The following is a 14015-nucleotide window of genomic DNA, read 5'->3' as shown; positions in this document are numbered from 1 at the left end:
GGCGCAATAAAAAGAGCAGCGCAGAAGAAGTAGCGGCGCTAGGCCGCGTGGGTGCTTTCCGGTTCCGTTTCCGGTTGCCCCGCGCGGTCGCTGGGCCCGTTAAACACCACGTACCGGTACGCGAAGTAGCGGAAAATATTGCCCAGGGCGATGCCCACCACGTTGCCTGAAACGTTGTCCGCAAAGGTGCTGCGGAAACCCAGCACGTAGTGGGAGATATACAGGCAGCCCGTGGAAATCAACAGCCCCACGAGATTGGTCAGGGCGAAAAGCAGCGTTTCACTGCGGATGCTCCGGGTGCGCAGCTTCCGGAAAGTCAGGTACCGGCTGCCCAGCCACGAAACAGTGGTGGCCGCCAGTACGGAGATGGTCTTGGCGACGATCGGGCTGTCCGGAACCAAAGTGGCAGAGAGAATATTAAACAGGCCTACATCAACCACGAAGGCGACGGCGCCGACTGCTGAAAACGAGCCCAGACGGCGAACGATTGCGCGCACCTTGCTGGTTTCTGCCATTACCGAAAAATCCATTCAACGCATTGCTGCGGGACGCAGCTTCCTGCCCTCGCCGGGTGCGCGCACGCGGGGAAGGACTTTTACCTTTCGGATGATGGCACAAAGCGCATTCGGCCTCAAAATCGGAGCCGATGCAAGCCGGATCAGGGCAGTGTGACCGTAAAGACAGTGCCCTTGCCGGCCTCGCTTTCCATCGCGATGTTGCCGCCGTGTTCTTCCACAATGCGTTTGGTGATAACCAGGCCCAGCCCGACGCCGGGGATCTGCGCCCGGCGCGCGGTGCCGGAGCGGAAGAACTTGGTGAAGACCTCCGCCTGTTCGGCCTCGGTCATGCCGATCCCGGAGTCCGCCACCTGAAGAACGGTGGACCCGTCGTCGCCGCGCCACGCCCTGACCGTCACCCGTCCGCCGTCGGGCGAGTACTTCACCGCGTTGGAAAGCAGGTTGTCCAGCACCTGGGAGATGCGCTTGGGATCCACCATGGCCGGCAGGGTCTCGGGGACCTCGGCGACAATGGACACCGCGTTGATTTCGGCGCGGGGCGCGGCGGAGGTGATGCCGGCGCGGACCAGTTCGCTGAGATCGGTGACTTCCTGCTGAACATTGGCGGACCCGGCCGCGGCAGTCAGCAGGTCCGAGACCAGGTGCAGGAGCTTCTCGGAATTCCGCTGAGCCACCTTCAGCGATGACGCAACGTAGGCGGGGATGGCGTCTTCTTCATCGAGTGCCAGTTCCAGGTAGCCCATGATCGAAGTCAACGGGGTGCGCAGCTCATGGGACACATTGGCCACGAAGTCGTCCTTCGCCGCCACGGCGTTCACCAGGCCGGTGACGTCGCTGTAGGCGATCACGGAGCCGCGGAAGGCGTCGTCGTCGCCCTTGACGGATCGGGCCGAAACACTCAGCGCCTTTTGTTCCTCGCCGTTCCCGTACCAGACAAGCTGGTCCGAGAAGGAGTGGCCCTGGGCTGCGCGGTGCACCGGGCGCTGGTCCCTGGGGACCGGAGTGGTGCGGTCCGGTCCGAAAATAAACATTTCGTCCTCGGTGGGACGTTTGGTGAAGGAGGGGGCAGCCAGGCGCTCGTGGAGCTGCTGGCGGGAGTTGGTCAGGATGCGGCGGCCGTCCTCATCAATGACCGCCACGCCCACGCGGATCGTATTCAGGATGGTCTCCAGCATGGATTCCTTGCGCAGGCTTTCCATCAGCGAAGCCTGCAGCACCACATCCTTTTCCTGCAGCACCACTGCCTGGGCGGTGAGGCTGGCTTCAGCCTCGGCACGGGCGGCCTCGGCGTCCTCGGCGGTGCGGAGGGCCGAAATGAGGTCCCGCTCATACAACCGCCGCTCGTGTGCGTAGAACGCAACCACCTGGTCAAGGGCCGGCCGTCCGTCGGCAGCGGGGGAGCGCGTGGCGGAGAGCAGGACCGGGATGCGCTGCCCTTCGGGTCCCAGGAGGTCGACGGCGAGTTCGGCGAACGCCGCGTTCAATTCCAGCTGCGGCATCGCGTGGGTGGTGTAGACAATCCGGTCCCCCACGGGCAGCAGCTTCAAAAAGCTGGTGCCGCGGAGCTCCTCCAAGGCCTTGCCCATCCATTTTTGCGCCGTGCCGTTGGCGTCCACCACCGTACCGTCGGTCAGGGTGATGAAATACCCTGCAGGCGCGCTCTGGGAGAGGGCGCGGTAATCGAGCCGGAAATCCAGGTCCACGATGCTCCTACTTTGACTGTTGCAGGTAGGCGAGGATGATATCCGCGGTCTCCTGCGGGGCGCTGACATGGGGGAGGTGGCCGGTGGCCTTCATCTGTACCAACGTGCCCTGCGGGAGGTGTTCCAGCAGGTAGCGGCCCACATGGTCCGGGGCCAGCAGGTCAGCCGACGCCTGCATGATGAGTGCGGGGACTGAGACCAGGGGCAGCAGGCTGCGGACGTCGGTCAGGAAGGCCACGCGGGCAAACTGCCGGGCAATGCCCGGATTGACCCGGCAGAAACTACCTTCAAGTTCGGCGCCCAAAGCCGGAGCTGCCGGGTTGCCCATGATCGCCGGCGCCATGGTGGCGGCCCAGACAAGGTAGTTGGTGTCCAGGGATGCGAGCAGCTCATCCAGGTCCGCACGGCTGAAGCCGCCTTCGTAGCCGTCCTCGGGATAATCCATGTAGCTGGGCGACGGCGCAACCAGGATGATCCGGGCAAGGCGCTCGGCCGCGGTGGCCCCGGCCGCAATGGCCATCATGGCGCTGACGCTGTGGCCGATGAAGGTCACATTGCGCAGGTCCAGCTCTTCGCACATCTCCAGGACATCGGCTACGTATCCGTCGAGGGTGGCGTACTTCTGAGGGGAATAGGCGGCCAGGTCGGAACTGCCGGCACCCACATGGTCGAAGAGAACCACTTTGTATTCGTCGGTGAAGCGGGGCAGTACGCGGGACCACATGCCCTGGTCGCAACCAAAGCCATGGGCGAGAAGCAGTACCGGTCCGTCCGCCCGTCCCAGGACGCGGATATTGTTCCGGGTCCGGATATCAGTCTTCATTTACCTGTATGCCTGCTTTTCGTCTAATTCACTGCCGCAACACCATGAGCGGAGTCACAGCAAACATTACAGGTCTAATACCGCTTAGACGGCCAGCCGGGCCATATGCACAAATGCGAGTGGCGGGCAGGAAGGGAATGCCGGGAAAACGGTCATTCGGTCTAGTGCGCAGGCACGAATCGAATGTTGAATAGTTACGGTTTATTGCCCGATAAACGGTAACTACCGTCCTGTCGATACGGCGTAGCGGAGCCCGGTGGCGCCGCCGTCGAACTGCGTGGCGGCAATCAGGTGCATGGGCGCCGTAGGTCCGGACACCGGCAGCAGCCGCCGTCCGCTGCCCAGCGCCACCGGCATGTAGGTCACCCACAGCTCATCCAGCAGGCCGGCTTCGGCGAACTGGGCCGCCACGTTGCCGCCGCCCACCACCCAGACGTTCCGTCCTCCCGCCGCGTCCCGGGCGTGCCCAAGGACTTCGTGGACTTCACCGGAGAAGAACCGGACATCCCCCGAGGGCGGAGCGGGTTCCTCCCGGTGGGTGAGCACCCAGCACGGCTGGGAATACTCCCAGCTTTCCGGCTGCTCCGCCCGGAGCCAGCGGTAGGTTTCCGCGCCCATCACGACGGCGCCGACGTCGGCCATAAACCGGTTGTAATCGTCCTGGAAGGCTTCGAAACCGAACTGGAGCAGCCAATCCAGGCGGTTGTCCTCGGTAGCGATAAAACCGTCCAGGGAGGAGGCAACGTAATAGATGACCTTTGGCATGGAATGAGGATAGCTGCCTGCTGCGGGGCGCCTGTAGGGCCGGACGCCCCGCAGCAGGTTGGAACAGCGATTCGGATCAGAAGGGGTAGCCGGCGATTTCCGGACGCATGGTCAGCCACTGTGTTTCGGTAAAGGCTTCAATGTTGGCAGCCGCTCCGCCGAAGCGGGACCCCGTTCCCGAGGCGCCCATACCGCCGAACGGGGAATTCGCTTCGTCGGAGACAGTCTGCTCGTTAATGTGCACCTTGCCCGAGATCATCCGGTCCGCCACCTCCATGGCCATCCCCACTTCACCCAGCACGCCCACCGAAAGCCCGTACTCGGAGGCATTGGCCAGCTCGACCGCCTCGTCGATGGTGGAGAAGCCCATCACGGGGGCCACCGGGCCGAAAATCTCGTTGGACCAGGCGGGGTTGTCCGGGGTTAGCCCGGTCAGGACGGTGGGCCGGTAGAAGAGGCCCTCGTAGGTTCCGCCCGCAGCGACTCGGGCGCCGGCGTCCTTGGCCGCCCGCACCAGCCGGTCGATGTTGTCGCGCTGGCGCTCGTCGATGATGGGGCCCAGGGCAACCTTGCCGGTGCTGGGGTCCCCGACGGGCAGGGCTCCGGCTTTGGCCGCGAGCTTGTCAACGTACTCGTCAAGGAGGGATTCGTGGACCAAATGGCGTCCGGTCGTCATGCAGATCTGTCCCTGATGCATGAACGAACCGAAGGCTCCGGCCGATGCGGCCATGTCCAGGTCCGCCCCGGGCAGCACAATCAGGGCGTTGTTGCCGCCGAGCTCCAGGTGGGCGCGCTTGAGCAGGCGGCCCGCGGTCTCACCGACCTTGCGTCCGGCCGCCGTGGAGCCGGTGAAGGAGATGATCCGGACCTCCGGCGCCTCGACAAGGGCCTGCCCGACGTCGGCACCACCGGGCAGCAGCTGCAGGACGCCCGCGGGAAGGCCGGCCAGCTCGAAGATGCGCATGATGGACACGCCGCCGGAGATGCTGGTGCGGGGGTCCGGCTTCAGCAGGACGGCGTTGCCGAGGGCCAGGGCAGGGGCCACGGACCGGATCGAGAGGATCAGGGGAAAGTTGAACGGGGAGATCACCGAGACGACGCCGGCGGCACGTCGCCGCGCGAAGGACCAGCGGTCCTCGTTGCTGGTCAGCACATCCCCGGCCGGGTGCGCCGGAAGCGCTGCGGCTTCGAAGCATTCGTTGGCGGCAATGTGTGTCTCCAGTGCGGCCTTGGCTTCGATCCCACCGGCCTCCCGGATGATCCATCCCTGGATCTCCTTGGCGTGCTCCTCGAAAAGCATCCCGGCCCGGCGCAGGACGGCGGCGCGTTCTTCCGGCTTGGTCCGGGTCCATGCGCGCTGCGCGGCAGCTGCCCGGGTAGCGGCGGCGAGGGCATCGGCGCGGTTAGCCGCACCAACGGAACCGAGGACGCGCCCCGTGGCGGGTTCGACGACGTCGAGCACACCGGCTGACCCGGCCGTCCAGGAATCGGTGTGGATTTTTCCGTGCCAGGCGGAAGTGGCGAGGAGTGTCATGGCTGCTCCTAAGTGCAGAGGGGGGAAAGGCGGAAGTTGTGTGCGGTGGGTGGGCTGCAGCGGATCGCTACGGACGGAGCCGGATTCAGGCAGGGGCGGAAGCGCCCTGGCCGCGGCCGGCTGCCTTGGGAGGATCATCGGGGGTCTGTGCAGGCGCAGTTGCGGCGGGGTCGGACGCCGGACGCAGCGCCCGCGTCTTGCGGCGCTGCACCAGCGTGGCGGCCGAGACAGCTATAAGCAATGCCACGCCGTTGAAGACGTTGGTCACCCAGGTCTTGGCGCCCAGGATCACCAGCCCGTTGGCCCCGACGGCAAGCAGGTACACGCCCGTGACGGTGCCCCAGACGTTGAAATAGCCGGCACGGATGGCAGTGGCACCCAGGAAAGCAGCGGCGTAGGCCGGCAGCAGGAACTCCGGGCCAAGGTCCGGCGTCGCGTTCCCTGCGCGGGAGGCCTGCAGCGTGCCGGCAAGCCCGCCGAGCAGCCCGGCCCCGATGAAGGCCGCTGCCAGGTATCGCTTGGTCCGGACGCCGGAGAGCTCGGCGGCGTCACGGCCCAAACCGGTGGCCCGCAGATACCGGCCAAACGGAGTGCGTTCCAGAATGAACCAGAGAGCGAGGGCCGCGACCAGGAAGTAGCACACGACTATCTGCAGGCCGCCGGGAAGGCGGACCCCGGTCAGGGACGAGAACGCGTCGGAGGAGTGGGTGATCAGCGTGGAATTGGTCAGCAGCAGGTTCAGGCCGGCCAGGATGGTGGCCATGCCCAGGGTCGCAATAAAGGCGTTGACGCCGACGACGATGGTCATGAACGCGTTGACCGCGCCGATCAGCATGCCGAGGGCGAGTGTGGCAAGCAGGATCAGCGGCAGCGGCAGCCCGTTTCCGGCCAGGACAATTCCGGTGATGGTGCAGATGCCGAGGTTGGCGCCGACCGAGAGGTCGAACTCGCCGGCGGCCAGCGGCAGGATTACGGCCAACGCGAGGATGCCCGGCACCGCCTGGTCGGCGAGGATCTGGCGGAAGTTGCCGGACGTCGCGAAGGTATCCGGCATAAGCATTGAGAAGACGGCGATCATCAATACCAGGAAGACCACGATGCCGTAGTTCTTCATTAAGACGCCGGGGTTGAGGCGGAGGTTCACTGTAGGGGCTCCTTGCGGGGGTTGCGTAGGTGGTGGGGGTGCGGCTTAGGCCGGTGCGCCGGTCTGGCAGGCGAGAGCGATCCCGTCCTCGGTGACATCCGTCCCCGAAAGCTCCCTGGCGATCCGGCCCCGGTCCAGGACCACAACCCGGTCGGCCAGGCCAACGAAGTCGTCGTAGTCGGTGCTGGCCACCAGGATGGCGACGCCGTCGTCGGCGAGTTCCTTCAGCAGCCGGCTGATTTCCTGGCGGGCCAGGGCATCCACCCCCTGGGAGGGCTCGTCGAGCAGCAGCACCAGCGGTGAGCCGCTTGCCGCGCGTGCCACAACCACTTTCTGCTGGTTTCCGCCGGACAGGCTGCGCACGGGTGCGGCGAGGGATGCGGCCTTGACGAGGAAACGGCGGGAAAGGTCCTCGGCGGCAGCCTTTTCCGCAGCACGGTTTACGACCGGTCCGCGGGTGTAGCGGCCCAGGCGTCCGAGGGTCAGGTTTTCCCCGACGCCCAGATCCAGGACAACACCGTCCCGGCGGCGGTTCTGCGGAACGCAGGCCACCCCGGCAGCGATTGCGGCCGCTGCGGAATCCGGTGCATAGGGTTTGCCGGCGAGGGTCATGGATCCGGCCGCCGGCTGCTGGGCGCCTGCAATCAGGCGGACCAGCTCGCTGCGGCCGCAGCCGATCAGCCCGGTTACCCCCACGATCTCGCCGGCGTGCACGTCGAGGTCAAGGCCGTCCAGCCGGGGGCCGCTGAGGCCGCGGGTACTCAGCAGCACCGGGCCTTCGCGTTCCTCGGCGCTGCGGATGGCGGGGGCCTCCAGCTCGCGGCCGATGACCAGGGAAACGATGGCCGCGGCATCCCGCTCGCCCAGCGGCTCATCGGCGACGAGCCGGCCGTCGCGCAGTACGGCAACGTTGTCCGCGATGCGCCGGACCTCCTCGATCCGGTGGCTCACGTAGACAGCGGTTCCGCCGTGGCTGCGCAGCATGTCCAGCAGAGCCAGCACGCGGTCTGCCTCGTGCGCCGGCAGCGAAGCCGTGGGTTCGTCCAGGACGAGGATGTTCCGGCGGAGCGCGTCAACGTCGGCGGGTCCGGCGTCGCCTCCGTTTCCGGAACGGTGCTGGAAGGCCCGGGCAATGCCCACCATGGTGCGGGTCGAGGGGGTAAGGTCCGCGACCAGCCGGCCGGGGTGTTCGTCAATCCCCAAAAGTTCCAAGGTGGCCGCCACGTGGGCGTGTTCCTTCCGGAGCTTCACCGGGGACAAGGAGCTGCGGGCGAAGAAACCGTCGGAGAGAGCGAAGTTGTCGGCGATGGTCAGTGCGTCCACGAGTCCCAGATCCTGGTGAAGGAACCGCAGGCCCGCGGCGTGTGCGGCGGAGGGCGTGAGGGGCAGTCCCAGATCCTTGCCGCGGACGGCCAGGCTCCCGCCCGGATCAGGTGCATAGACTCCGGCCAGGATCTTGATCAGCGTGGACTTTCCGGAACCGTTCATTCCCAGCAGCGCGGTGACTTTGCCGGTCTGGATATCGAGGCTGACGTCGTCGAGGGCCCGTTGTCCGGTAAAGGTCTTGCTGATGCCGCGGATGCTCAGGGCAGCGGTGTGCTCCATGGGTACTCCTGAAGATGGGGGGTGCGGGGAAAGCGGTATACGGCCGGCCCGGTTTCCCGGGCCGGCCGCGTGGGTTCCGACGGATCTAGCCCGCGTTCTCCCACAAGGCCGTGAAGGATGACTTCCAATTGGTGTCACCCGTCCACGGCAGCTCGGGCAGGGTCTCCTGCAGCACCATCCGCTTGGGCATTTCGATGATCTGGTGGCCGTTCGCGCCGTTGGCGAACAGTTTGTTCATCTCATGGACGGACAGGTAGCCGGTGTGCTCCATCGGCTTGATGACATCGGCGAACTGGCTCTTGCCGTCCTTGATCAGGTCCAGGTTGGCGGAGTTCCCGTCATACGAAACCATCTTGATCTTGTCGCCGTTGGTGCTGCGCTCCACAGTGGCCTGCGTCGACACGACGGCGGCACCGGTGTGGGTCCAGATGTAGTCGATGTCGGGGTTGGCGGTCAGGGTCGCCTGGATCTGCGGCGGCAGTCCGGACTGCAGCTGGGACATCTGCGTTTCGATCGTTTCGACAATCTCGCAGCCGGCGCAGAACTCGGGCAGCCACTTCTCGAAAGCGGCGGTGCGGGTGGTGATGGAGGGGAACGCCGGGTCGGTGGTGACCAGGATCTTCGCGTCTCCGCCGCTGTCCTGGGCGATGGCCGCGGCCATCATCTTGCCCGAAACGTCCTCGTCCGGGACAACCTCGACGTCGAAGCGGTCATCGGCGGGGGACATGCTGTTGACCAGGAAAATGCCGGCGTCGCGTGCCTTCGTCAGCGAGGCGTCGATCTGGTCCCCGACGGCGGCGGTGAAGATGATGCCGTCGGCATCGAGCTGGATTGCCTGGTCGATGGCCTGCCGGGCCTTTTCCGGGTTTCCGGCCGGGTCGATCATGCGGGTCTCCCAGCCGAGGGATTCGGCCGCTTCCATGGCGGCATCTGCGCCACGGGCGCAGGCTTCCGAGGAATAGGTGCAGGGGATGACGACGATGCTCTTGTCCTTGGCGATGGCCGGGGACTCCGTGGGCACCTCTTCTTCGAGGGGTTTCTGGAAGTCGGTAAGCATGGTCTCGAGCGCCGCAGTATCTACGGACGAGGATGAGGTTTCGGCGGTGCCCGGCGTGCCGGCGTCGTCGGAACCTCCGCAGGCAGCGAGGGACAGGGCCAGCGCCGGGACGGCGAGCAGGCCGAGGAGGCGGGAAGGGGTTTTCATGGGCCGGAGCCTTTCGGGATGACACGTGATGTGATGTAGCTCTCACTGTTGCCGGGGGGCCGCGCGCTGCGAAGCAGTTGTCCGGAACAGGTAAGGGGATGTCCGGATCCGGCAATCCCCGACGGCGGCCCGACGGCGGCCTGCCGGCCTAGTCTGCTTGGCGCAATGCCAATGAACCACGCGCGTCCCGGGGTGTGCAGCCGTACTGCTGGCGGAAGGCGCGGGAGAAGTGCGCGGCGGAGACGAAGCCGACTGAAGCCGCCAACTCTGTAATGGGGGTGGCGCTGTGGGTGGGATCGGCCAGCAGTTCATGGGCACGTGCCAGCCGGTTCTCCAGCACATACTTTGCCGGGCTGGTTCCAGCCTCCGCGAAAACCCGGGTCAGGTGGCGTTCACTGATCCCCACGGCCCGGGCTACCCGGGGCATCGAGAGGTCCGGCTCGCCCAGATGCGCCTGGATGAAATCACGGGAGGCTGCGAGATAGGCGACAGACGGGGAAGCCCCGGGCTCACCGGTAATGATGGAGAACATTTCCAGCACGTTCCGCTCCAGCTCATCCATGTCTCCGACCGGGTCCCGGAAGGCGCCCAGGACGGCGTTGGCGGTGGTTTTCGCGTGCGTGGCTGCGGGCGACCCGGCGATGCGGAGCACCCGCGGCCGGAAGTAATCCTCGCGGGCGGACTGTTCCCGCAGTACCGCGCGCGGCACCTCGACAATGACCTGCCGCATGTCCGTGGAAAAGCCGTACATAAAGGGGCGGTTCGCGTCATAGACAACGGCTTCACCGGCCACCAGGGTTTCGCAGCCGGCGTCGTGGTAGAAGAACGCCTCCCCCTCCATCAGCAGGCAGAGCATCACGGCGTCAACCGGATTCCTGCGGATATTCTCCGGCGCGCGTTCGATCACGTGGTCATTGCCGCTGATGTGGGTCAGGCGGATCCGGGGAAGTACCAGATTGGTCTGCGTGGCCAGCAGGCTTCGCTCGGAGAGGGTACTGCAGCGCAGTCCGAACAGTGCCTGCTCGTTGTATTCCTCCCACAGGTCCAGCCGCTGGCGCAGAGGGGCCTGGGCGGTGGAGAACCGGCTTGTCCGGCGCTCGCCTTCGGGGGTTGGGCCGGCGGGTGCGGAATCCTTCTTCTTCGGGGCAGGAGCGGGCACGGCCGGCACCTCCAATCGGGGCATCTTCGTCACGGGACCAGGGCAGTGCATCCAAGGGTACGCGAAAGGTGATCCCTGTCACCACCAGTGGATTCAGCACAGCACCGGGCCATGATCCGCCCGCCTTGGGGTTTTCCGCACCGGGAACCAAATGCAATAGTGGGGCAACACCATAAGCATGCTGAGCATAGGAGGCTTCCATGAGCGAGCGGCTCGTAGCGGATTTGATTGTCGAACGCCTGCAGGCCTGGAACGTGGACCGGGTGTTCGGCTACAGCGGAGACGGCATCAATACCGTCCTGGGCGCGATGCGCCGCAGCGGCGACCCCGAGTTCATTCAGGTCCGGCACGAGGAAAACGCCGCCTTCATGGCTGTGGGACATGCCAAATACACCGGCGGGGTAGGCGTGATGATGTCCACCCAGGGTCCCGGTGCCATCCATCTGCTCAACGGCCTGTATGACGCCCGGCTGGACGGAGCCCCCGTGGTGGCCATTGTGGGCCAGCAGTCCCGGAGTGTGCTGGGCTCCTCCTATATGCAGGAAGTGGACCTGATGAACCTGACCCGGGACGTCGCCTCGGCGTTCCGCCAGCAGATCAATTCCCCCGAGCAGGTCCCGCTGGTGCTGGACCGGGCGTTCAAGAAGGCGCTGGCCACCGGCACTCCGGCGGTCGTCATCATTCCGCATGACGTGCAGCAGGCACCGGCGCCGGAACTGGAACAGGAGCACGGCATCCTCAACACCGTCCCGGTGTTCAGTCCCGCGCGGACCTCACCGGCGGAAGCGGATATCCGGGCCGCCGCGGAACTGATCAACGCTGGCGAGCGCGTGGCCCTGCTGGTCGGGCAGGGCGCCCGGGACGCCCGCGCCCAGGTTCGCGCCCTGGCCGAGAAGATCGGTGCGGGCATCACCACCAGCCTGCTCGGCAAACCGTACGTGGATGAAACACTGCCGCTCTCCGCCGGAACCATGGGGCATCTGGGCACCAGTTCCGCCGGCTATGTCATGGATAACTGCGACACCCTGCTGATCATCGGGTCCAGCGACCCGTGGACGGAGTTCTACCCAAAGCCTGGAACCGCGCGGGGGGTGCAGATTGACCGGGACGCTTCCGCGATCGGCAACCGTTACCCGGTGGAGGTCGGCATCACGGGAGACACCGTAGCCACCCTCGACGCCTTGATTCCGCTGCTGGACGCCCGGCCGGATGCGCCCTGGCGGCAGCGGGTCCAGGAAAGCGTCCGCCGCTGGCACGAGCTGGCCCGGGTTCGGGCCATGACGCCCGCCGACCCGGTGAACCCGGAGCGTGTGGTGTACGAGCTGAACCTGCGCCTGCCGGACAACGCCCAGGTGGCGGTCGACGTCGGCAGTTCCGTGTACTGGTACGCGCGGCACCTGCACCTTCCGGAGGGCGTGCCCGCGCACCTGTCCAGCACGCTGGCCAGCATGGGCTGCGCCGTCCCCTACGGCCTGGCCGCGAAGCTGGCGTATCCGGACCGTCCGGTGGTGGCGCTCTCCGGAGACGGCGCCATGCAGATGGCCGGAGTGACGGAACTGATTACCCTGAGCCGGCTCTGGCGGAAGTGGGAGGATCCGCGGTTTGTTCTCTGCGTGCTGAACAACCGCGAACTGGCGGAGGTCACCTGGGAACAGCGCGAGATGGAGGGGGATCCGCGGTTCGAGGACAGCCAGTCGCTGCCGGACTTCAAGTATGCCGAGTACGCCAAGCTGCTGGGGCTGGAGAGCATCCGGGTGGAGGATCCGGAACTGCTGGGCGAGGCCTGGGACGTGGCGCTCGCCGCCAAACGTCCGTTCCTGATTGAGGTGGTCACCGATCCTGCGGTGCCGCTGCTGCCGCCCTTCCCCAGCGGTGCCGTCCAGGCCGAGACCATGAAGGACGGCCTGGCGCAGGAGGGTGCCGCGGGCGAACATGCGCGCCGGATGCTGGACGTGTACCTGGAGCAGGAAGAAGGGCTGTACCGGGATCTCTGAGCAGCCCGGTCCGGGAGCAGGCCCGGGACGACGGAACGGGCGCACCCGCGGAGGGTACGCCCGTTCCGGCTTTCGGTGCCCCGGACCTAGGTGCGGGTCGGTGCGCCGAGCTCCACGGGTTCTTCATCATTCAGGTAGGCGGATTCGGAGTGGGCCATCAGGTCGATGCCTCGAAGTTCGCTCTCTTCGGGGATGCGCAGGCCGATGGTCAGCTGCAGCACTTTGGCAATCAGCCAGGTCACCACGAAGGAGTAGACGAGTACGGCTCCGCAGGCGATTGCCTGGGTGCCGAGCAGGGAGAAGCCGCCGCCGTAGAAGAGGCCGCTCACCCCGTTGGGTGCTGCCTCGGTGGCGAACAGGCCAATCAGGAGGGTGCCCAGCAGGCCGCCGACGGCGTGTACCGCCACCACGTCCAGCGAGTCATCGAAGCCAAGGCGGAACTTCAGTTCGATGGCCAGCGAGCAGACCAGCCCGGCAATCACGCCGATGGCGACGGCGCCCAGGGGACTGACCGCCCCACAGGCGGGGGTGATGGCCACCAGTGCGGCGATCAGGCCCGACGCCGCACCCAGGCTTGAGGAGCGCCCCAGCCGCAGGCGTTCCATGAGCATCCAGCCGAGCATGCCGGCAGCTGCCGCGACTGCCGTATTAAGGAAGACGACGGCGGCGGAGTGGCCGGCGCTGAGGGCGGAGCCGGCGTTGAATCCGTACCACCCGATCCACAGCAGGCTTGCTCCCAGCAGGATCAGCGGCCGGCTGTGCGGCTGGCCGTGCGAGTTGGGCCAGCCCTTGCTGCGGCCCAGGACCAGTGCCAGGGCCAGGGCGGCAACGCCTGCGTTCAGGTGCACTGCAGTGCCTCCGGCGAAGTCGATGGCGCCCAGCTGGTTGGCAATCCAGCCGCCGGCCACGGTGCCCTCTGCGTTGTCGAAAGCGAAGACCCAGTGCGCTACCGGGAAGTAGACCAGCGTGGCCCAGAGGCCGGCGAAGACCATCCAGGCGCCGAACTTCATCCGTCCGGCGGCGGACCCGGCAACCAGGGCGGTGGTGACACAGGCGAACATCAGTTGGAAGGCGGCAAACAGGGCCACCGGAATGGACGCGGCGGGATCTTCGGCAAGGAGTGCGGAGAGGCCGAGGTATTCCAGCGGATCGCCCAGCAGGCCCACCCCGCCCAGCGAGTCACCGAACGCTGCGGAATAGCCGTAAAGCACCCAGAGGACGGCCACGAGGCTGGCCCCGCCGAAGCACATCATCATCATGTTCAGGATCCGCCGTGAGCCCACCATGCCGCCGTAGAAGAAGGCGATCCCGGGGATCATCAGGCAGACCAATGCGGAACTGGCCAGCAGCCAGGCCGTGTTTCCAGAGTCCATGGAGGTACTCCCGTTCGGGTTGTGCGCCCGTTTCTGCCTCTGCCGACGCAGCCGGGCGGAGAATATGGAGGGGTCAGCCCCCCGAAGCTGGCCGGCACCCGGTATCCGCGGCGCTGCTTTAAGCGTGGGGCCGGCATGTTACGGCCGGGAGCGCCAACAGGTTAGGGCTGCGTTAACGGGAACTGGACGTCTG

General features: G+C 66.3%; 11 protein-coding genes. 1 reads left to right on the top strand and 10 read right to left on the bottom strand.

Annotation, left to right across the window (positions count from 1 at the left end; translation table 11 throughout):
- Window positions 1-38: 38 nt before the first annotated feature.
- The 9 genes from LOC60_RS03775 to LOC60_RS03735 all read right to left on the bottom strand — a co-directional run bounded on the left by LOC60_RS03775 (window position 39) and on the right by LOC60_RS03735 (window position 10455).
- The gene (locus tag LOC60_RS03775) at window positions 39-515 is read right to left on the bottom strand and encodes a GtrA family protein (RefSeq protein ID WP_230022189.1); all 477 of its coding nucleotides are present in this window, start codon (window positions 513-515) and stop codon (window positions 39-41) included.
- Between the two features lie 143 nt (window positions 516-658).
- On the bottom strand, window positions 659-2221 hold the full coding sequence (locus LOC60_RS03770; protein WP_230022186.1) for an ATP-binding protein: 1563 nt from the start codon (window positions 2219-2221) through the stop codon (window positions 659-661).
- A 7-nt stretch (window positions 2222-2228) separates the two neighbouring features.
- Window positions 2229-3044: an alpha/beta fold hydrolase gene (locus tag LOC60_RS03765; protein WP_230022185.1), complete on the bottom strand. Its 816-nt coding sequence runs from the start codon at window positions 3042-3044 to the stop codon at window positions 2229-2231.
- A 222-nt stretch (window positions 3045-3266) separates the two neighbouring features.
- Window positions 3267-3809: a dihydrofolate reductase family protein gene (locus tag LOC60_RS03760; RefSeq protein WP_230022184.1), complete on the bottom strand. Its 543-nt coding sequence runs from the start codon at window positions 3807-3809 to the stop codon at window positions 3267-3269.
- A gap of 76 nt (window positions 3810-3885) precedes the next feature.
- The gene (locus LOC60_RS03755; RefSeq protein WP_230022182.1) at window positions 3886-5343 is read right to left on the bottom strand and encodes a benzaldehyde dehydrogenase; all 1458 of its coding nucleotides are present in this window, start codon (window positions 5341-5343) and stop codon (window positions 3886-3888) included.
- An 85-nt stretch (window positions 5344-5428) separates the two neighbouring features.
- Window positions 5429-6487 carry an ABC transporter permease gene (locus LOC60_RS03750; RefSeq protein ID WP_230022180.1) on the bottom strand — a complete coding sequence of 353 codons (1059 nt, stop codon included), beginning with the start codon at window positions 6485-6487 and terminating at the stop codon, window positions 5429-5431.
- 45 nt (window positions 6488-6532) lie between these two features.
- Entirely contained in the window at window positions 6533-8092 is a 1560-nt protein-coding gene (locus tag LOC60_RS03745) for a sugar ABC transporter ATP-binding protein (RefSeq protein ID WP_230022177.1), read from the bottom strand.
- 85 nt (window positions 8093-8177) lie between these two features.
- Window positions 8178-9296 carry a sugar ABC transporter substrate-binding protein gene (locus tag LOC60_RS03740; RefSeq protein ID WP_230022175.1) on the bottom strand — a complete coding sequence of 373 codons (1119 nt, stop codon included), beginning with the start codon at window positions 9294-9296 and terminating at the stop codon, window positions 8178-8180.
- Between the two features lie 148 nt (window positions 9297-9444).
- Window positions 9445-10455, bottom strand: coding sequence for a helix-turn-helix domain-containing protein (locus LOC60_RS03735; RefSeq protein ID WP_230022173.1), 1011 nt, complete (start codon window positions 10453-10455; stop codon window positions 9445-9447).
- 200 nt (window positions 10456-10655) lie between these two features.
- Here LOC60_RS03735 and LOC60_RS03730 point away from each other — a divergent pair, with 200 nt between their 5' ends.
- Entirely contained in the window at window positions 10656-12449 is a 1794-nt protein-coding gene (locus LOC60_RS03730) for a thiamine pyrophosphate-requiring protein (RefSeq protein WP_230022171.1), read from the top strand.
- A gap of 86 nt (window positions 12450-12535) precedes the next feature.
- On the opposite strand, the gene LOC60_RS03725 is transcribed toward LOC60_RS03730, so the two are convergent.
- Window positions 12536-13822 (bottom strand): ammonium transporter, encoded by a 1287-nt coding sequence (locus LOC60_RS03725; RefSeq protein WP_230022168.1) that lies wholly within the window; start codon window positions 13820-13822, stop codon window positions 12536-12538.
- Window positions 13823-14015: the final 193 nt, after the last annotated feature.

The sequence above is a fragment of the Arthrobacter sp. zg-Y769 genome (assembly GCF_020907405.1).
In the GTDB taxonomy this organism is placed as follows: Bacteria; Actinomycetota; Actinomycetes; order Actinomycetales; family Micrococcaceae; genus Arthrobacter_B.
This window is presented reverse-complemented; position numbering and strand designations above follow the sequence as displayed.